17 protein-coding genes are annotated in these 19,187 nt (G+C 54.5%); 1 reads left to right on the forward strand and 16 read right to left on the reverse strand.

What is annotated here, in order from left to right; all coding sequences use genetic code 11:
• Positions 1 to 72: 72 nt before the first annotated feature.
• From cpsB to MUU47_RS10410, 14 genes are all read right to left on the reverse strand, one after another.
• Positions 73 to 1,509 (reverse strand): mannose-1-phosphate guanyltransferase, encoded by a 1,437-nt coding sequence (gene cpsB, locus MUU47_RS10345; protein ID WP_258988114.1) that lies wholly within the window; start codon positions 1,507 to 1,509, stop codon positions 73 to 75.
• Positions 1,509 to 2,750 carry a colanic acid biosynthesis fucosyltransferase WcaI gene (wcaI, locus tag MUU47_RS10350; protein WP_258988115.1) on the reverse strand — a complete coding sequence of 414 codons (1,242 nt, stop codon included), beginning with the start codon at positions 2,748 to 2,750 and terminating at the stop codon, positions 1,509 to 1,511. The genes cpsB and wcaI overlap by 1 nt, the downstream gene beginning before the upstream one ends.
• Complete coding sequence (locus MUU47_RS10355) at positions 2,747 to 3,226, reverse strand: GDP-mannose mannosyl hydrolase (protein ID WP_258988116.1); 480 nt, start codon at positions 3,224 to 3,226, stop codon at positions 2,747 to 2,749. The genes wcaI and MUU47_RS10355 overlap by 4 nt, the downstream gene beginning before the upstream one ends.
• Before the next feature lie 3 nt (positions 3,227 to 3,229).
• Positions 3,230 to 4,195: a GDP-L-fucose synthase gene (fcl, locus tag MUU47_RS10360; protein ID WP_258988117.1), complete on the reverse strand. Its 966-nt coding sequence runs from the start codon at positions 4,193 to 4,195 to the stop codon at positions 3,230 to 3,232.
• 3 nt (positions 4,196 to 4,198) lie between these two features.
• Positions 4,199 to 5,320 carry a GDP-mannose 4,6-dehydratase gene (gene gmd / locus MUU47_RS10365; RefSeq protein WP_159775568.1) on the reverse strand — a complete coding sequence of 374 codons (1,122 nt, stop codon included), beginning with the start codon at positions 5,318 to 5,320 and terminating at the stop codon, positions 4,199 to 4,201.
• A 16-nt stretch (positions 5,321 to 5,336) separates the two neighbouring features.
• Positions 5,337 to 5,894 (reverse strand): colanic acid biosynthesis acetyltransferase WcaF, encoded by a 558-nt coding sequence (gene wcaF, locus MUU47_RS10370; RefSeq protein ID WP_258988118.1) that lies wholly within the window; start codon positions 5,892 to 5,894, stop codon positions 5,337 to 5,339.
• Positions 5,895 to 5,912: 18 nt separating this feature from the next.
• Positions 5,913 to 6,656 carry a colanic acid biosynthesis glycosyltransferase WcaE gene (gene wcaE, locus MUU47_RS10375; protein ID WP_258988119.1) on the reverse strand — a complete coding sequence of 248 codons (744 nt, stop codon included), beginning with the start codon at positions 6,654 to 6,656 and terminating at the stop codon, positions 5,913 to 5,915.
• 15 nt (positions 6,657 to 6,671) lie between these two features.
• Positions 6,672 to 7,892, reverse strand: coding sequence for a colanic acid polymerase WcaD (gene wcaD, locus MUU47_RS10380; RefSeq protein WP_258988120.1), 1,221 nt, complete (start codon positions 7,890 to 7,892; stop codon positions 6,672 to 6,674).
• Positions 7,867 to 9,084, reverse strand: a complete 1,218-nt coding sequence (gene wcaC / locus MUU47_RS10385) for a colanic acid biosynthesis glycosyltransferase WcaC (protein ID WP_258988121.1) — start codon at positions 9,082 to 9,084, stop codon at positions 7,867 to 7,869. The genes wcaD and wcaC overlap by 26 nt, the downstream gene beginning before the upstream one ends.
• Positions 9,081 to 9,569 carry a colanic acid biosynthesis acetyltransferase WcaB gene (wcaB, locus tag MUU47_RS10390; protein WP_258988185.1) on the reverse strand — a complete coding sequence of 163 codons (489 nt, stop codon included), beginning with the start codon at positions 9,567 to 9,569 and terminating at the stop codon, positions 9,081 to 9,083. Before wcaB ends, wcaC begins: the two co-directional genes overlap by 4 nt.
• A gap of 2 nt (positions 9,570 to 9,571) precedes the next feature.
• Positions 9,572 to 10,414 (reverse strand): colanic acid biosynthesis glycosyltransferase WcaA, encoded by an 843-nt coding sequence (gene wcaA, locus MUU47_RS10395; protein WP_258988122.1) that lies wholly within the window; start codon positions 10,412 to 10,414, stop codon positions 9,572 to 9,574.
• Positions 10,415 to 10,488: 74 nt separating this feature from the next.
• A complete protein-coding gene (gene wzc, locus MUU47_RS10400) occupies positions 10,489 to 12,651 on the reverse strand; it encodes a tyrosine-protein kinase Wzc (protein ID WP_258988123.1) in 2,163 nt (720 codons plus the stop codon).
• Positions 12,652 to 12,653: 2 nt separating this feature from the next.
• Positions 12,654 to 13,097: a low molecular weight protein-tyrosine-phosphatase Wzb gene (gene wzb / locus MUU47_RS10405; RefSeq protein ID WP_159775580.1), complete on the reverse strand. Its 444-nt coding sequence runs from the start codon at positions 13,095 to 13,097 to the stop codon at positions 12,654 to 12,656.
• Between the two features lie 5 nt (positions 13,098 to 13,102).
• Entirely contained in the window at positions 13,103 to 14,236 is a 1,134-nt protein-coding gene (locus MUU47_RS10410; protein ID WP_258988124.1) for a polysaccharide export protein, read from the reverse strand.
• Between the two features lie 788 nt (positions 14,237 to 15,024).
• Between MUU47_RS10410 and MUU47_RS10415 the strand changes: the two genes are divergently transcribed.
• Positions 15,025 to 16,611, forward strand: a complete 1,587-nt coding sequence (locus tag MUU47_RS10415; RefSeq protein ID WP_258988126.1) for a TerC family protein — start codon at positions 15,025 to 15,027, stop codon at positions 16,609 to 16,611.
• Between the two features lie 56 nt (positions 16,612 to 16,667).
• On the opposite strand, the gene asmA is transcribed toward MUU47_RS10415, so the two are convergent.
• Both asmA and dcd read right to left on the reverse strand, forming a co-directional pair.
• Positions 16,668 to 18,515, reverse strand: coding sequence for an outer membrane assembly protein AsmA (gene asmA / locus MUU47_RS10420; RefSeq protein WP_258988128.1), 1,848 nt, complete (start codon positions 18,513 to 18,515; stop codon positions 16,668 to 16,670).
• 25 nt (positions 18,516 to 18,540) lie between these two features.
• Entirely contained in the window at positions 18,541 to 19,122 is a 582-nt protein-coding gene (gene dcd / locus MUU47_RS10425; RefSeq protein WP_159775588.1) for a dCTP deaminase, read from the reverse strand.
• Between the last annotated feature and the right edge of the window lie 65 nt (positions 19,123 to 19,187).

A 19,187-nucleotide genomic window follows, 5' to 3' on the forward strand; every position in this document is an offset into this window, starting at 1 on the left:
CGGGAGCTTAGTAAACTAAGTGACCGGTGTGTGCAAAGGAAGCCAACGCACCTGCAGCGTGAAAGATGATGGTTAGATGCGTCCGTAGCGATCCTGGAACCGCACAATATCGTCCTCTTCGAGGTACGAGCCGGAGCGGACTTCAATCAGGTCGAGTGGGATCTTGCCGGGGTTTTCCAGGCAGTGCGTGGCCCCTAGCGGAATGTAGATGGACTCGTTTTCGCCCAGCAGCTTCACGTCATCATTGATGGTCACCTTCGCGGTGCCCGCCACGACAATCCAGTGTTCGGCGCGGTGATGGTGCATCTGTACCGACAGCCCCTCGCCTGCCTTCACGGTGATGCGTTTCACCTGATAGCGTTCGCCGGAATCGATGGAGTCATATTTCCCCCACGGGCGGTACACTTCGCGGTGAATGTGGTGCTCGTGGCGACCGTCGGCCTTGATGCGCTCGACGACTTTTTTCACGTCCTGCACCGAATTACGGTCGGCGATAAGCACCGCGTCTTTGGTCTGCACCACCACCAAATCTTTGACGCCCACGGTCGTGACCAGGCCGGATTCCGCGTACACGTAGCTGTTTTCCGTTTTATGGCTGATGACGTCGCCGTGATGCACGTTGCCTTCGGCGGTGTGGTTACTGATTTCCCACAGGGAAGACCATGAACCGACGTCGCTCCAGCCCGCGTCCATTGGCACCACGACGGCATCGGCAGTGCGTTCCATCACCGCGTAGTCGATGGATTCTTCCGGGCAGGCCAGGAACGCCGCTTCGTCGACGCGGATAAAATCGAGATCCGGGTCGACGACGCTCATCGCCTTTTCACAGGCCTGCATGATGTCCGGACGGAATTTGCTCAGCTCTTCGAGATAACGTCCGGCGCGGAACAGGAACATGCCGCTGTTCCAGTAATATTCGCCGCTGGACACGTACGCCTGCGCGGTCTCGAGATTCGGTTTTTCAACAAACTGCGCCACGTTAAACGCCACGGCGTCTTTTTCGCCGGGGCAAACGTCACCGCGGCGGATGTAGCCGTAGCCGGTTTCCGGCTGGTCCGGCACGATGCCGAAGGTCACCAGTTTGCCGCTTTCGGCGTAAGGCACCGCGTCACGAACCGCATCGCGAAACGCATCTTCGTTCTGAATCACGTGGTCAGCCGCCAGTACCAGCATCAGCGGGTCGCCGTTCGGGCAGCTGCGCTTTGCCGCCAGCGCCGCCAGCGCAATGGCGGGCGCGGTGTTGCGCCCTGCCGGTTCGAGAATAATGTTCTCGGTCAGCTTATCCAGTTTGCGCAGCTGTTCAGCGACGATAAAACGGTGCTGTTCGTTACAGATAACCACCGGGCTTTCGCACTCCACGCCCTGCAGGCGGTTAACGGTGGACTGCAGCATGGTCAGGTCGCCTTTCAGGCACAGGAACTGCTTAGGATAAAGTACCCGGGACAGCGGCCATAAACGGCTGCCGGAGCCACCGGCCATCACTACCGGAAAGAGTTGTGTCTGACTCATCATTTAACCCCGACGTCTTGAGAGGAAATATCAGCTATAAATTGTTTCAGCACGTTCGTCTTTTCGAGCGTGCGTTCGGCGTAATCGCCTGCAATCACGTTGTGGTGCGGCATCAATAGCGCCTGTTCGATACCGTCGACCAGCGCCGGAACCGACTCGGGCTCCACGCACACCGCGATACCCGGATGCGCATCGCACAGCTGGCCGAGCTCGGTGGTGGCTTCAGCGGTGATCACCGCATTGCCGCCCACCGCCAGAATATTGGTCAGTTTCGACGGCAGAACCGCGTCCGCCGCGCCGCGCTTCTGGATAACCAGATGGCAGTCGGCCATTTTCAACAGCGCGGGCAGCGCTTCGTAAGACTGCAACGGGAAGAAGCGCACGTTAGTCAGGCCGCGTTCGGCGACCTGTTTTTCCAGGCGCGCTTTCCCCCCGCCCTGCCCGACAATCACGAACAGCCACGGTTTGTCCTGCAACTGCCCGGCGGCAGCAACGACGTTTTCCAGCCCCTGCTTCTCACCGATGTTGCCGGAGTAGAGAATAATTTTGCGGTCGGCGGGCAGGCCCAGCTGCTCACGTAAAATCACGACCTGGGTCGGATTGACATCACGAAAACGCGCCACTTCGGACCAGTTAGGGAAGAAAATGACTTTCTCCTGCGCCACGCCTTTTTCCTGCGCTTTGTTCATCATTGAGCGCGAAATCGTGGACACGTTGTCGACGTTATGCAGGCCGCTACGCTCAAAACGGCTGGCGAGTTTCGCCACCGTGCCGCCTTCGCCTTTTCCGGCCATGCCCAGACCGAGCATCGCATCCACTTCATAATCCTGAATGTGCAGCAGCGTGCGCGCGCCGGAGAGTTTCGCCAGCAGCCGCATGCCCGGGGTGCAAAACAGCGTCGGCACCACACCGATGATCCGGTCCGGTTTCCAGCGACGTTGCGCCATCAGCGGGAAGAAACTGCTCAGCGCAAAGCTGCCGAGGTGAATCAGGCGCTTGAGCGTCGATGGCTGTTTCGGCACATACAGCGGGCAGCGCCAGACGGTAGCGGCCCCCTCTTCGCGGCGATAACGCCATGCGGAGTAGCGCTCGCCAATTTTCCATTCCGGGTAATACGGCGGCGCGGTTATCACGCGCACGTCGTGCCCTTCCTGCGCCATCCACTCCACCATTTCACCGGTGTATTTACCGATACCGGTCAGTTCGGGCGAGTAGTTGATTCCATAGACGAGGATTTTCATAAACCCGGTGCCTCTGCGCGTTTCTCTTCGAGGAAGTAAGCGCGACTGTTGTCGTGGACATTGTCCGCCGCCAGCAGTGCGTCCTGTGTCAGCCAGCGATAGTCGTTGTGCTGCGCAGTCGGCAGTTGCAGGCTATCGACGTCAACTTTCAGGCGGAATCCCAGCACCACGTAATGGGTGCTGAAATCGGTGCCGGAAAAATTGTCGTCGTAGAAATGCTGCCAGACACCGTAAAACTGGCCTGCCGACATCGGCAGGCGCAGGCCTAACTCGGCTTCGGTCAGGCGCATAAAGGCACGGCTAAGTGTTTCATCTTTCTGCACTCGCCCGCCCGGCACGAACCAGTAGCCCTGTGCCGGACGGTTATTACGTTTCCCGAGCAGAAATTCGCCCTGAGCGTTCTCCACAACCAAATCAATCGAGATGAGTGGCGTCGAACGCACCACGGTGGCAAAATCTTCTGGCTTCAGAAACATGGTTTACCCCCGGAAGCGGTGCTGGTTCTCAAGGAACCACTGGTAAGTGCTGGCCAGACCTGCTTCCAGCATCACCTCGTGATACCAGCCGAGCTGATGCAGACGCGAAACGTCCAGCAGCTTGCGCGGCGTACCGTCGGGTTTGCTGGCGTCGAACACCACGCGACCTTTATAACCGGTCACTTTGGCGAGCGTTTGCGCCAGTTCGCGAATGGTGCAGTCCACACCGGTGCCGACGTTGATATGCGACAGCATCGGCTCCGTGTTTTCCTGCCACACCTCGCGGTCGAGTTCCATCACGTGAATGCTGGCCGCAGCCATGTCATCGACGTGCAGGAATTCGCGCATCGGCGTGCCGCTGCCCCACACCACCACGTCAGGTGCGTTGTCCTGCGTCGCTTCGTGAAAACGACGCAGCAGCGCCGGGATCACGTGCGAATTACTCGGGTGGAAGTTGTCGTGCGGGCCGTACAGGTTGGTCGGCATCACCGAACGATAGTCGCGGTTGTACTGACGGTTGTACGATTCACACAGCTTGATACCGGCAATTTTAGCGATAGCGTACGGCTCGTTAGTCGCTTCAAGCGTACCTTGCAGCAGCTCGCTTTCCGGCATCGGCTGTTTTGCCATCTTCGGGTAAATACAGGATGAACCGAGGAACAACAGCTTGTTCACGTTGTGCAGATGCGCGGCGTGAATGATGTTGCTTTCGATCATCATGTTTTCGTAGATGAAATCTGCCGGGAAGCTGTTGTTGGCGACAATACCGCCCACCTTCGCCGCCGCCAGATACACCTGGTCAATGCGTTCTTGCGCAAAGAAATCATTCACCGCTTTACTGTCGAGCAGGTTCAGCTGGTCGCGGGTGCGCAGCACCAGCTCCACATCACCGCGCTGTTCCAGCTGGCGGACGATGGCTGAGCCCACCATCCCGCGGTGGCCCGCCACGAAAATACGTTGTCTGGTCATGACTCAGGACTCCAGCGCGATGGCTACCTCGTAACCGTGAGCTTTAAGCAGGGAGTGTTTCTTCGCTGCTTCCAGATCGTTGGCAACCATTTCGGAGACCATTTCCTGCAGGGTGATTTCCGGTTTCCAGCCCAGTTTTTCGTGCGCTTTGGTTGGGTCGCCGAGCAGGGTTTCCACTTCAGCAGGACGGAAGTAGCGCGGGTCAACGGCAATCATCACGTCGCCTGGTTTCACACCCGGTGCGTCGTGACCGGTGACAGAAACCACGATGCCTTTCTCTTCTACGCCCGTGCCTTCAAAGCGCAGTTTGATACCCAGCTGGGCAGCCGCCATTTCGACGAACTGACGCACGGAGTACTGCACGCCGGTCGCGATCACGAAGTCTTCCGGATTGTCCTGCTGCAGCATCATCCACTGCATTTTCACGTAGTCTTTCGCATGGCCCCAGTCACGCAGGGAGTCCATGTTGCCGAGGTACAGGCACTTCTCCAGACCCTGAGCGATGTTGGCAATCGCACGGGTGATTTTGCGGGTCACGAAAGTTTCGCCGCGGCGTGGGGATTCGTGGTTAAACAGAATGCCGTTACAAGCGAACATGCCGTAGGATTCACGGTAGTTGACGGTTATCCAGTAGGCGTACAGTTTGGCGACAGCATACGGAGAACGCGGGTAGAACGGCGTGGTCTCTTTCTGCGGGATTTCCTGCACCAGGCCGTACAGCTCAGACGTGGACGCCTGATAGAAACGGGTTTTCTTCTCAAGGCCGAGGAAACGAATCGCTTCCAGCAGACGCAGGGTGCCCATTGCATCAACGTCGGCAGTGTATTCCGGGGACTCGAAGGACACGGCCACGTGGCTCATTGCGCCCAGGTTGTACACTTCGTCCGGCTGCACTTCCTGCAAGATACGGGTCAGGTTGGAGGAGTCAGTCAGATCACCGTAGTGCAGATGGAATTTCGGGTTTGCAGCATGAGGATCCTGATAAATGTGATCCACGCGCTCGGTATTGAATGAAGACGCACGACGCTTAATACCGTGAACTTCATAGCCTTTTTCGAGCAGCAGCTCTGCCAGGTAAGAACCATCCTGTCCGGTAACGCCGGTGATGAGTGCGACTTTTGACATGTTTATATTCCTCTACTTACAGGGAGTTAATAGTTTCAACGCGTTCGCGCGTCACCACTGCTGGATTGCCTCGGCAAATCATGTTTGCCGGTAGCGTTTTAAATACGCTGCTGCGTGCGCCAACGACGGTGCCATCACCTATCGTCACGCCGGGTGCCACGAAAACGTCCGTTGCCAGCCAGCATTTCTCGCCAATCACAATCGGCGTCGCGTTAATATCAAAATGCGCGCTCATATAATCGTGACTGCCGGTACATAAATAACATTTCTGCGACACCACTGAATTAGCGCCGATGGTAATGTCACCCAGGGTATATAGCACCGCGTCATCACCCACCCAGGCGTTGTCGCCGAGGGTTAATTTCCACGGATAGGTAATTTTTACCGAGGGGCGAATCACTACGTTTTTTCCGATTTTTGCGCCAAACAGGCGTAATAAAAATGCACGCCAGCGGTAGAGTATTTGTGGCGACCAGGCAAATAAGGTTGCCTGGACGGCCCACCATAATTGCACTTTAATACTTCCCGCTCCCCGGAAGCCTTTTGGCACCGAGAATCCGTTTAATTCCTGCATTGCTTTTCCTTATATTGACTATTTGTTATATAAGGCTTTGGTCTTGCCCGTGGTCCGCAGGCGTAATAAATGGGAAAATTCCGCCCAAAAACCTGGCACGCGTAATATCTGGCGCTGAACATTTTTTGCGTCGCGGCATAATTCCAGATTATTCGTGGTTGACACGCCGCCCATCGAAAACTCTGATATCAGGCCCTTAATCCGTTTAAAGGAATAGCCTTCCTTATACATTTTCGCCGCCAGCGCATAATCGGAAGACACGCGGTATTGCAAATCATACGGATAACGCTGCAGCCCACTCACCGGGAAGAAAATAGCCTGATGGCTCGCCGGGAGGCTATGATAAATATACCAGCCAGGTTTGGCACTGCGGCGCACCTGATGGCCGTCACCGAAATCGAGCATGGCATCGCCGATAACCATCGCATTATCTTTTTGCGTGGCCAGCTGGCGGACGCTGTTCGCCACATCGGCATGGAACACATCGCCGGAGTTCAGGAAGATAGCGAAGCGACCGCGCGACATCTCAATGCCCTTATTCATGGCGTCGTAGATGCCCTTATCCTTCTCGCTGATGTAACGTAAGCTGTACTCACCGTTCAGGTTTTCCAGGAATTCTGCGGTACCGTCTGCGGAGCCACCATCGACGACAATCCACTCAAATTCGATACCCGGATCGTGCGCCAGATGAGCCAATGACGCCCAGGTTTTCACCACGCCTTCATAATTTCGAAATGCAACGGTAATCACACTTAGCAGCATTTATTCGACTCCTTATTAGCTGTCCGTCAGTTTCAGCGCTTTACGCAGAATAAATGGACACACAATTAAAAACGCATATTCCGGGCTAAAAATCGAACCGGTGAAAAACAGCGAAACCGGGAAAAACAGAAACAGCTGCACGCGATAGTTTTGGTTATTACCAAACGCGTTAATCATCATTTTTCCGACTTTTGACATATACCAGGCTGTCAGTAACACCGCGAACCAGGAGAAATAAATAATCAGCAGATACAACCCATTGTCTATTGTTTTCCCGACGTCCGCACCGTTAAAGATTCCGAATGATGCAACATATTCGTAAAGAGAACCAAAACGAACCACACCATCAATGTGGGTAAGGGAATACCCGACCATCACCAGCGGCCCAATAATTCGGTAATAAGAGGATGAGCCTTCCGTTCCGAGATCGCCAAGGCGCTCCGAAATATACGGATAAGCAAATACCAGACCGACTAAAAAAACTGCTAAAGAAATGATTGCCAGGGGTAATTTCTTACTGATTGCTTCCTTATTCAGATACTGGAATGCCCATTCCAGCAAATAAAACAGGATAAATGTCATTACGCCGGAAAACGATCCTGAAAGCACTATCCCTGCCAGAATCATAGCATCGGTCTTAGGGGTTTTGATACCGAACTGTTTGATACTGAGCCAAATTGAGATTAATGCCAGGGCGAAGAAGGCCGGTTCGAAATATAAAGCCGTGGTTCGCTTCCCGCCAAATTTGATAAAGTTCAGAACGTAACTGTTACTGTAAATAAGATATTTCGAAATTATTTCCATCAAACTGCTGCCGCCGGTGAGGATAATCTGCACCATTTCCAGCGCGGCGAGCATCACCACCAGCCCGACGACAACATAAAAGAAGCGCAAGATTTTACGGTGGTTGTGCGGCGAAATGGTTTTAAAGCGAATGGCCCACACCATGCCGATGATGATAACGATATAAACGAACAGCATCGTCGAGGTGACGTATTTGCTGGCATCAAGCGACTGACCAAATACGTAGTTAAACAGCGTCAGCCCGGCACCCGCCCCCAGCGCAATCATCAGTTTTTTCAGGCTGATGCGCTCCACGTAGAGCAGCAACAGCACCGGCAAAAACGTCACGATAGTTATCGGGAAACTTTCGCCGAGCTGGGCGATTTTGACGTTAACCAGCAGGTAGATTAACGGCAGCAACAGGTAGCTACAGATTCTGATAGAACGAGACATATTCCTCCAGCATCTGTTTTCCGCTGTACGCCTGGCGGCTGCGGGCGCGAAACGCATCGAGCGTGGTCGCAAAAATCGCTTCGGCAATCTGCGCTTTTGGCAGCTGAACCAGCGCCAGCACGTCCTCGACGTTTACCGTGCGCCCGCCGGATTTCTCCAGCACTTCCTGGGCCGCTTCGCTTGGCGTCGCAATCACCGGCACGCCGATGGACAGCGCTTCGCACAGGATCAGCGGGTAGTTATCAACTCGCGAGCTGAACAGCAGCGCGTCCAGCTGATTGAGCTCACTCATTAACTGGCGCTTATTGGTCAGAAAACCGTGATTAATGACGTTGCTGCCTTCAAACGGTGAGAACTTGCCGAAGGTATGCACTTCAACTGCGTCACCCAGCGCAATAATGTCGCGCACCAGCTGCTGATTGGTTTTACCGTCGTAGCGCAGGTCATGGGCCACCACCGCAATTTTCGGTTTTCTGCCGGTCACGCTCTGCGGTGCCAGTTCCGCCAGAATGGCTTCGGTCGCCACGTCGATCCCGTTGTTGATAATCTGGCAGTGCCCTTCCCCGTAGAGACGATTAAACGCGTCGGCCACGTGCTGGCTCGGAGAGATAAACTGGCAGCCCAGCGCAATCATTTCGCGGAACAGCTGACGTTTGCCGCTCACCAGTTGGCTGGCACGGTCGATTTTCACCGGCGGATAGTTGGTCAGGGTCGGGCATTTTCCGCAGCCGTTTTTCCACTCTTCGCAGCCGTCGAGAAACGCACAGCGGCCGGTAACGCTCCAGTGATCGTGCAGCGTCCAGACGAAACGCACGTCGCGCTTGTGCTCTTTCAGCCTGTGGCAAAAATCCACCACCTCTTCGAGGTTCAGCCAGTAGCTGTGCAGCACATGGAAGTGCAGCACTACGGGCCCCGTCGTGCGGGTCACGGTGCGATAGAGATTGTTCAGATTGCCGAACACGTCGCGGTTAAACAGACGAAACAGCGCCAGGTTTGCTATCGAGGTGACGCGTGCAGTTTGTTTGATGACGTTCGGATAGTCGTCGTGGCTGACGCTTTTCTTGCCGCCTTTGCCGTAACCGTAGACAAAGCGTGATGCCATGCCCTGTTGCAGCGCGCGCTGATGCAGATCGAGCGCCACGCCTGCCGCCCCGCCTTCCGCGAGACGAACGTTAAATTGCAGAATATTCATTTAATGACCTTTACCTGCGCTTTTTCACCGACCACCAGCGCATTGTCAGGCACGTCGTCCAGCACCACACTGCCCGCCCCGATGGTGACGTTATTGCCGACAGTAATGTCACCAATCATCACCACGTTCGCGCCGAGTTCAACGCCGTTGCCAATGACAGGGCAAGCCAGGTTATCCGGGCCACGGTTGCCAATGGTGACGCCATGGCGGATGGTGAAATCATCGCCTGCCACCACGAATTTATTGATCACCACGGCATAGCCGTGATGAATGGTAAAACGGCGACCAATGGTGGCGGCGGCCTGGATCTCATAACCAAACAGGTTTTCAGTGAAAAAGCGGTACAGCAATAACACCGGGGCAGCCCAGAGATTGTTAATGACGCTTTTTTTGCGCCACACCGAGCAGAAATGCGCGATACGGTACGCGGTGACCATGCAGCACGGGCGCAGGCTCCAGCTGTTTGCGCGTAAGTCTTCCAGCAGCATTATTTCCCCCGCAGGCCATCGGCCAGACGTTTGCCATTACGCACTGACAACAGCGTCAGCAGCGTGCGCCAGTTCATGCGCTTATTGCGGATCTGATACAGCGTGAACAGCTGGTACTTTTTGCTGGCGCGGTCGAATTTGTCTTTGTGTTTACGGTAGAAATGAAAGTAGCCAGAGAATTTTTTCGGCGACGACGTAATCTGCATTTCACCGTGGTTGATGTGCAGAATTTGCGTAGCGTCTTCCACTTTCCACGGCTCGCCGTATTCGGTCACCATACGCAGAAAAATGTCGTAATCCTGCGCCGCTTTCAATTCGGTATCGAACAGGCTCTCTTTGAAGCGCCACGCCCAGCTGAACACCTGATTGCCGATGATGTTGCGCTTGAAAAATAGCGTGCGGGAATACGGTGATTTCGGGTACAGCGGCAGGCTCGCGGGCTGGGAGTAAACCTCGCCTTCGCAGACATAATCATTGGCATACAGAAACGCGTGGGTCGTCAGCTGATGTTTATGTTCAAGGAACACCGACAGGCGGTTTGGCGTCCATTCGTCGTCATCATCGATGCCGGTAATGAACTGGCCTTCGGCCTGCAAAATCGCCTGATTCCGCACCGCACAGGCGCCAGAGTTAAAATCGTTGCGAGTATATTTCACGCGCGCATCGTTCAGGCCATCGACAAACTGCTGCAACTGTTCAAAGGAAGAGGAGCAGTCGTCGACAATCATCATTTCCCAGTGCGGATAATCCTGGCGAAGCACCGATTTAATGGCGCGAATCGCCAGCTGTTGCCGATTCCAGGTTGGCATATAAATGGAAATTAATGGGTTATGTGTCGTCATTTTGTTCCCCGAATGGCGTTGAACTTTGCCCCTCACCCTTTGAGGGAGAGGGCCAGGATGAGGGGCAAAGCACGTTATTTACTGTCTGACTTGTACTCGTACTCGTAGTAGCCGTAGTCCTGATAACCGGTGGCCCGACGGAAGATGGAGTTGAGGATCACACCTTTGACGTGAATACCATTCTGCTCGAAGCGGCTGAGGCTGGTTTCCACCTCCTTCAGGGTGTTAACCGCATAGCGCGCCACCATCAGCGTGGTGCCCGCATGACGACCCACGATACCGGCATCGGTCACGGCCAGAATTGGCGGAGTATCGATAAGCACCAGGTCGTACTGGCTGCTGGCCCATTTCACCAGTTCCGCAAAACGGTCACTCATTAACAGTTCGGACGGGTTTGGCGGTACCTGACCACGGGTCACCAGGTCGAAGTTGGTTATCGAGGTGCGTTTGGCACAGTTTGCAATCTCGGTTTTACCAACCAGCACTTCGGACAGGCCGTTGTCGTTGGTGGTGCCGAGCAATTCGTGGGTGTAGCCTTTGCGCATATCGCAGTCGATCAGCAGTACGCGCTTGCCGGTCTGGCTAATCACCGCCGCCAGGTTGGCACAGACGAACGTTTTACCGATGGACGGGCTGACCCCGGTCATCATCAACACGTTGTTGCTGGCCTGCATCATGGCGAAGTGCAGGCTGGTTCGCAGACTGCGCACCGCTTCGATAGCGAGGTCGGTCGGGTTACCCACTGCCAGCAGCTGGCTTTGCTTGTAGCGCTTGATGCCTTTGACGGTTTTGACGTGGTCGCGCTTCTTCTGCCATTCAGACAGCGGAATGCTGGCGTAAACGTTGATGCCGTGGTCTTCCAGTACCTGAGGACTTTCAATCCCGCGGTTAAACAGTGAACGCAGCAGCACGCCAAGAATAGAAAGCATCAGCCCCAGAATGATCCCGCCAAGAACAATCAGCGCTTTTTTCGGCTTCAGAACGCCCGGCTGAGTGATGGCGGAGTCCACGATGCGCACGTCACCGACGGTACTCGCTTCCTGGATTTTCAACTCCTGCTGTTTGTTCAGCAGTTGCATGTACACCTGCTGCCCGGATTCCACATCACGCGTCAGACGCACGATTTCCTGCTGAGTTTCCGGCATCGCAGTGATGCGTTTGTTGAGGTTTGCTTTCTCGTCTTCCAGCGTTTTGCGTTTTTCAAGCAGCGTGCGATAGGCCGGGTGGCGCTTGGTGTAGAGCTTGGAAATCTCGGCTTCGCTGAAGGTCAGCTGGTTGAGCTGCGAATCAATATTAACCACCGAATCCAACACCGACTTGGCCTCAAGCGACATATCTACCGAGTCTTTCTGCTGGCGATAGGCGTTGAGTTTATTTTCAGCATCGTCCAGACGAGTACGCACTTCCGGCAGCTGTTTGGCGAGGAATCGCAGGCTGCGGGACGCCTCTTCCGATTTACGCTCGACGTTTTGCGCCAGATAGTTATCGGCGATGCTGTTGAGGATAACCCGAATCTGGTCTTTGTCTTCCCCGGTGTAGGTCAGGCTCAACACGCCGGTGTCTTTACCGTTTTCCGTTACCGTCAGGTTGTTTTGCAGGGTGTTGATCATCCCGAGCGTAGAGTATTTAGTGACGGTAAATTCACCGCCTTTCTGCGCATGGATGGCGCTCACCAGCAGGGTCAAGCCGGATTTGGTCAGCGGCTGGCCAACGGTACCGCGAGCACTGAAGCCGCCGTCGCTGGTCAGCTGGTAGCTGTTTGGCCCGAGCACTTCCAGGGTGAAGGTTTGTTCACGCATGCCCGCAGGCACGGTAAAGGTTTCAACGTTAACGCTCTCGTTGGCGCGGCCCATCAGGCGTTCCCAACCGGCACCAAAAATCGGCATCGTATTTTTGGTTACGGCGATGTCCAGATTAAGGTCATCTACCGTTTTGCCGAGCACCATACGCGACTGAATCAGCTGAATTTCAGCGTCAGACGCAGGCGGCTTATTGCTGAGTGCCGAGTTTAAATCCTGTACCAGCGAGCTGCTGGTATCCTGCTCAATCTGCACCAGCGCGTCGGCGCTGTAGATTGGCGTCGCAAAAAGGGTGTACACCACCGCAGCGACGGCAAACACCGCAGTGATGCCGAGCACCCACCATTTGGCCTCCACCACCGTACCGACCAGGCGGCCAATATCGATTTCATCACTGCCCGACGCGTGCGGGTGCGCCTGTTTTACGTTATCTGTCATTGTTATCCCTGCTGTACTTTCAGTGCCTGCGCCCACTGTCGGGCAGACTGATCGAGTAAGTGGTAAACCGCTTCAAAAGCGTCGCGACTTTTGCGATAAGGATCGGGGATCTCACGTTCATCGTCCCAGTGGCCAAACAGCATCACTTTGCCGCGCATTTCCGGCGCGATTTCGCACAGCCGGGCAATGTGGCGTTTTTCCATGGTCAAAATGAGATCGTATTCGCGGCACATCTTTCCGGAAATTTGACGGGCGCAGTGCCCGTCCAGGGAAATATTGTGGACAGCCGCGACGCGTGCCGCGCTGTCATCGGCACCCTTACCTACCAGTGCGCCGAGCCCGGCGGACTCCACGTCCAGCGACGGAAGATAATTTTTCAGCAACCGCTCCCCTGTCGGGGAACGGCAGATATTGCCGACGCATACCACCAGAATTTTGTTGAACATAATGGTTACCAGGTATGGATATCTTTCGCCGCGTTCGTCATGTCTTGAACGCCACTGATGGTCGGCAGCAATTGGCTGATGAGACGGTTCCAGCGCGCGACCGGTGCGGTGGTGACGTACACCACGTCGTACGGCTGCAGCGTGAAGTTGGTTGCCATCACCAACGACGTCGCATCAGACATATCGAGCTGATAAACGTTGGCAATCTTGCCGCTCTTATCGTTTTTCAGCGGACGGATCACAAAGATGCCGCTGGCGTTGGAGGAGGTCATATCGATACCTTCCGCCTGGCCCAGCGCTTCGGTCAGCGTCATGCCGCTGAAGTCCATTTTGAGGGTGCTCTGTTTCTTCACTTCGCCCATTACGAAGACTTTGAGGTCATCGTTACGCGGTACGAACAGAATATCGCCCGGGTACAGCAGACGGTTCTGGCTGAGGTCACCGTTTTGCATCAGCGCCTGCAGGGAAATACGTTCTTCTTTACCGTTGTGCGTCAGTACCACGTTGCGCCAGTCGGCGAGGTCGGTCATACCACCCGCGGCGTTGATCGCATCCAGCACGGTCAATGGCACGTTGGTAATGGCCTGCTGGCCAGATTTATTCACCTGGCCGGACACGTAGGCTTTTTGCGAACGGAACGCTGCCACATTCACATCGACCTGCGGGTCGGTGATGTACGTCGCCAGACGACCGGTAATCATTTCACGGATTTCCGGCAGCGTTTTACCGACGACCTGCACACGGCCAATATAAGGATAGAAAATGGAGCCATCAGGCTGAACCCAGTTACCGGTATCGCTGGAGCTACGATACTGGCCCGCTGGGGTTGTTAACTCAGGGTGATCCCAGACGGTTACGCTAAGCACATCACCTGCACCCACGCGATACTGATAATTGCTTAACTCCTGATCCAGGGACATGTTTGGCTGCGCAACGTTTGGACGCGGTCGCAGTTGTTCAATCAGTCGCGGGGTCAGCGGATAAACATTCACCATCCGGTCGATATCAAAATCAGCGTCTTGCTGTTTAACGACATCTTTTCCGAAGGTCGACATATTGCTGCCGGGAAGGACCGTGCAACCACTCATCAGGATTGCAGACACCAATAATGGCATCAATTTCAGTTGGGATTTCATCATTGATTATTTATCACTTTGGCAGAGAAATTATCCTGTGCGAATAAAACAAACCAGACTTCATTCAGGTCATTTGCATTGAGCATGCCGTTAACCGAAACGAAATATAACTGGCATCATTCCTAAAAAAACGTTATCTATCCGCAAGCAGTTGACAGAATAATCGAGGCTGATTTAGCAGCCATCAGGCACGCTACCGCCCTTGGCTTTCAGTTACCAATCTACTGTTCAATCATAAGGTTATAAGCAGTTACGGCGATAAAACAGACCGAAACAAAGAGACAATGTATAAAACAACAAACATTCTCTTTCACCGCCGGGAATAAAGTGCGGATGAAATCTAATATTCATTTATACATTTCGATTGTTACAGCAATGACAATTTCCGACAAGGTAACAACTCCTAACGCCATTGCTTTTAGGATAAATATTAAGAATAGTCACTGACTTTTAGGATTATCTTTATATTGACATCAACCCCTCCCCTGACATGTCAGGGAAATTGACGAATTAATAAGAAACTAAATTAATTAATAACAGAAACAATAGGGTTATATTATTAACCAACAATACTTCATATTTAAGAATAAACTCAGGGTATATACCCAAAATAATTCGAGTTGCAGGAAGGCGGCAAGGCTGAGAATCCCCAGGAGCTTACTCAAGTAAGTGACTGGGGTGAGCGGACGCAGCCAACGCACATGCAGCTTGAAGTATGACGGGTATATTGCAATTTGGGTCACCGTTAACCATGATCCTAATGTCTTGTCACAGAAGGTGTTAAACAACGTATGGAATGGATTGCCGACCCCTCTATTTGGGCAGGGCTTATCACCCTGGTGGTCATCGAGCTGGTGCTCGGGATTGATAATCTGGTGTTTATCGCGATCCTCGCGGAAAAGCTGCCACCCGCGCAGCGCAACCGGGCACGCATCACCGGGCTGATTCTGGCGATGCTGATGCGTCTGCTGCTGCTGGCGTCCATCTCGTGGCTGGTCACCCTCACCCGCCCGCTGTTCACTGTGCGTGATCTCAGCTTTAGCGCGCGTGATTTAATTATGCTCGGGGGTGGTTTATTCCTGCTGTTTAAGGCCACAGTTGAACTCAATGAGCGGCTGGAAGGTAAGGACAACGATAGCCCGACCCAGCGGCGAGGGGCAAAATTCTGGGCCGTGGTGGCGCAAATTGTGGTGCTCGACGCGGTGTTTTCCCTCGACTCGGTGATCACCGCCGTCGGGATGGTCGACCATTTACTGGTGATGATGGCGGCAGTCGTTATTGCCATCAGCATGATGATGCTCGCCAGCAAGGCGCTGACGCGCTTCGTGAACAGCCATCCAACTATCGTCATTCTTTGTCTCAGCTTCCTGCTGATGATTGGCTTTAGTCTGGTTGCGGAAGGCTTTGGCTTTTACATTCCGAAAGGCTATCTGTACGCGGCAATTGGCTTCTCGGTGATGATTGAGTCACTCAACCAATTGGCAAACTTTAACCGTCGCCGCTTTTTGTCGGCTAATCAGAGCCTGCGCAATCGCACCACAGAAGCCGTACTGCGCCTGCTAAGCGGGCAGAAAGAAGAGGCCGAACTGGACGCACAAACCGCCTCCCTGGTGGCGGACAGCAAAGACGAGCCGGTCTTTGACCCGCAGGAACGACGAATGATCGAGCGGGTGCTGAATCTTAATCAGCGCAGCGTCAGTAGCATCATGACCTCGCGCCATGATATTGAGCACATCGACCCCAGCGCGCCGGAAGCCGACGTCCGCACGCTGCTGGAGAAAAACCAGCACACCCGTCTGGTGGTGACCGGTGGTGATAATGACGAGGAGCTGCTCGGCGTGGTGCACGTTATTGACCTGCTGGCTCAATCACTACGCGGAGAGCCACTGGATTTACGCGCGCTTACCCGCCAGCCGCTGGTGTTCCCGGAAGCGCTGCCGCTGCTATCCGCGCTCGAACAGTTCCGCAACGCCCGCACGCATTTCGCCTTTGTGGTGGATGAATTCGGCTCCGTTGAAGGGCTGGTGACATTAAGCGACGTGATGGAAACCATTGCCGGTAACCTGCCGAATGAAGTGCAGGAGATAGACGCCCGCCACGATATTCAGAAAAATGCCGACGGCAGCTGGACCGCGAACGGTCATATGCCGCTGGACGATCTGGTGCAGTTTGTGCCGCTGCCGCTCGATGATAAACGCGAGTACCACACCATCGCCGGCCTGCTGATGGAGCATTTACAGCGGGTGCCGATCACCGGAGAAAGCGTCGACGTCGACGGCTTTACCCTGAAAACGCTGCAGGTAGAAAACCATCGCGTCCAGCGGGTACAGATTTTCCCGCCGAGCACGGATGATGACGCCCTGGACTACGAAGTCTGAATAAAAAAAGACCCGACAACATCGCATTTGTCGGGTCTTTTTTATCGCTGATGGCGTTAAAGTTTGTCGAGAAACTTCTTCAGGTCTTTTCCCGACTGACTGTCCTGATTCTTATCGGCCCAGGCTTTCAGACGATCGCGGGCTTTGGTTTGCAGCTGCTTACGCAGAACCTGATCGACCTGCAGACTGTAGTTGAGTTCGGTCCATTTACCGTAAACGCGCAGCGGAATTGCCGTTTCCTTCAGCATATCCACCAGCTTACTCTCGCCCTGCCAGCCATCCAGCACGCGCACATTAAAGAGCATGTCGCCTTCTTCTTTGACCAGATCCAGAGAGCCTTTACCGTCCATCGTCATTAACGACGATTTACCGACAATGTCATTGAAGGACATCTGTCCGTTGTTTAACGTCAGGTCGCTTGAAAACTCGTCCAGACGGGTTGCGCTGTCGAGGTTCTCTTTCGCTTTCACATTCGTGCTACGCTCTACGGCCTGCTGAACCAGCTGCTGGAAGTTCAGTCCTTCCGCCCGGGAATCAAGTAGCGACAGCTTCGCCTTCCCTTGCCAACTGCGACGGAAGTTATCTGCATCAATTTTATCGCCGCTAAATTCGCCATCGAGGGAAAGTTTACCGGTGAGATTGATAGGATAATCAAATGCTTTTAGCAACGTACCAATCTGAATATTTTCAAGCTTCGGCTGGAATGACGATTTCGGCGTCTCCCCGCGAGCATCGAGGCTGCCCGGCAGCGACAGAGTGCCGCCGTCCAGTTTGCCCTGCAAGCCGCTGACGTTGAGTAAGCCGAACTGATTGTCAGCCTGCACGTCAACGTCGGCAAAATTCATGCCACGCCACAATATCTGATTGGCCTTGAGCTGCACTGCTGCACTGAATCCACGCAGACCGCTGTAGTCAGGCAGGTTCGCGCTGTCGGCAATCACCGGGCGCTGCTGACGCGGCTGGCTTTGCCCCTGCTGGTTCACGCTGGAATTTGCAGAAGGGTTGCTCTGGGAAAGCAGGTTATCGAGATTCAGTTTGTCGGAGTGCAGATTTAGCGTCCACTGCGGCTTATCGCCGAGCTGCACGCTGCCTTCGCCGCCGAGAGAGCTGTCGTTGGCGGTCAACTGCAACTGGCTGAAACTGATGCGCTTCTGATCTTCCTGCCATTCGACCTGCAAAGAACCCTGCCCACCAATACCCAGCGGCGGTAGGTCTGCGCCCTGTAGCTGCCAGTTGATCTGGCTCAGCGTGGCGGACAGCGCATGCGGATAATCACCTGCATTCACTTTCGCGCTAAAGGAAAGATTGAGGTCTCGCTGATCGCGGTTTACCCGCCCGGAAAAATCAACGTTGGCCAGATAATGATTGTCCTGTTCCATCTGCATTTTGATGTCACGGACGGTGATTTGTTCGTCGCCTTCATGCTGGAACACCAGTACGCTGTCAGCCACCTGCAGTTTGGCAATATCAAACGACCAGCCCCGATCTTCCGGTGCCTGAGGCAGCGTATTTTCACGCGGGGCGACCGGCGCTTTGCTATTTTTCACCGCTTCCGTTTTCGGCGTCAGCTCAATCACGGCGCCTTTCAGCATCACCTGATTGACCTGCAACTGGTGAGAAAGCAGCGGTAACAGCGCCACATCAAGGCGCATATTATCGGCTTTGACTAACGGGGCGCTGGCACCCGGTTCTGTCAGCGTCATGCGCCCGGAGAGAATACTGAGCTGAGGCCAGACGTGCCAGCGCAGTGGGCCGTCCAGTTTCAGTTGATATCCGCTGCGCGATTCCACCTGGCGCACCAGATAGTCACGAAAATCATTCGGATTGACCAGCAGTACCAGCGCCGAAAGGCCGGCGACAATCACCACCAGCAATATCATCAGCGTTGTCAGAATTCGTCTCATGCTCTCTCCGACGTGTCAGTCACGCTCAGTCTTTATCGATGCGACTGGCAACCGCACCCTGCTGATCACGATACTTCGCGTCTTCACGGCGGTTGTAAGGACGGGCGGCCGGGCCAGACAGCGGCTCAAAGCTCAGGGCACCAATAAGCATACCTGGACGCAGTGCCAGCGGCAGTTTGCCCGAGTTGTAGAATTCAAGCACGATGCAGCCGGACCAGCCGGGATCGATACGGTGCGCGGTAACGTGAACCATCAGGCCCAGTCGCGCCAAAGAAGAACGCCCGTCGAGCCAGCCGACCAAATCTGCCGGAAGGGTGACGGATTCCAGCGTAACGGCCAGCGCCAGTTCCCCCGGATGCAGATAAAACGCTTCGCCTTCCGCCAGCACGATTTCGTCACTCATCACGCGATCAAGCGCCGCGCTGACTTCCGCTTTCGGCCCGCTCAGGTCGATGAATGCCGCCGTGTGTCCGCTAAACGTACGGAATTTATTGCCGAGGCGAACGTCCACCGTCGCACCATTGATGCGTTCAACCGGCGGTCGTGGAGAAATACCCAAACGGCCTTCATCCAGCCAGGCTTCAATATCTCGGTCACACAGACGCATGCGCTATCTCCTTTAATGCATTATGCCCGGCATCTGCCGGGTCATTTATACCCGTCGCCATTCAA

The sequence above is a fragment of the Scandinavium hiltneri genome (assembly GCF_024764835.1).
In the GTDB taxonomy this organism is placed as follows: domain Bacteria; phylum Pseudomonadota; class Gammaproteobacteria; order Enterobacterales; family Enterobacteriaceae; genus Scandinavium; species Scandinavium hiltneri.

Coding starts and splice junctions, on each gene's coding strand:
- wzb (WP_159775580.1), bottom strand. CDS start 13,097: ATGTTCAACAAAATTCTGGTGGTATGCGTCGGCAATATCTGCCGTTCC.
- asmA (WP_258988128.1), bottom strand. CDS start 18,515: ATGAGACGAATTCTGACAACGCTGATGATATTGCTGGTGGTGATTGTC.
- wcaI (WP_258988115.1), bottom strand. CDS start 2,750: ATGAAAATCCTCGTCTATGGAATCAACTACTCGCCCGAACTGACCGGT.
- wcaA (WP_258988122.1), bottom strand. CDS start 10,414: ATGACGACACATAACCCATTAATTTCCATTTATATGCCAACCTGGAAT.
- wzc (WP_258988123.1), bottom strand. CDS start 12,651: ATGACAGATAACGTAAAACAGGCGCACCCGCACGCGTCGGGCAGTGAT.
- MUU47_RS10415 (WP_258988126.1), top strand. CDS start 15,025: ATGGAATGGATTGCCGACCCCTCTATTTGGGCAGGGCTTATCACCCTG.
- MUU47_RS10355 (WP_258988116.1), bottom strand. CDS start 3,226: ATGTTTCTGAAGCCAGAAGATTTTGCCACCGTGGTGCGTTCGACGCCA.
- wcaD (WP_258988120.1), bottom strand. CDS start 7,892: ATGTCTCGTTCTATCAGAATCTGTAGCTACCTGTTGCTGCCGTTAATC.
- fcl (WP_258988117.1), bottom strand. CDS start 4,195: ATGACCAGACAACGTATTTTCGTGGCGGGCCACCGCGGGATGGTGGGC.
- dcd (WP_159775588.1), bottom strand. CDS start 19,122: ATGCGTCTGTGTGACCGAGATATTGAAGCCTGGCTGGATGAAGGCCGT.
- wcaC (WP_258988121.1), bottom strand. CDS start 9,084: ATGAATATTCTGCAATTTAACGTTCGTCTCGCGGAAGGCGGGGCGGCA.
- wcaF (WP_258988118.1), bottom strand. CDS start 5,894: ATGCAGGAATTAAACGGATTCTCGGTGCCAAAAGGCTTCCGGGGAGCG.
- wcaE (WP_258988119.1), bottom strand. CDS start 6,656: ATGCTGCTAAGTGTGATTACCGTTGCATTTCGAAATTATGAAGGCGTG.
- gmd (WP_159775568.1), bottom strand. CDS start 5,320: ATGTCAAAAGTCGCACTCATCACCGGCGTTACCGGACAGGATGGTTCT.
- MUU47_RS10410 (WP_258988124.1), bottom strand. CDS start 14,236: ATGATGAAATCCCAACTGAAATTGATGCCATTATTGGTGTCTGCAATC.
- cpsB (WP_258988114.1), bottom strand. CDS start 1,509: ATGAGTCAGACACAACTCTTTCCGGTAGTGATGGCCGGTGGCTCCGGC.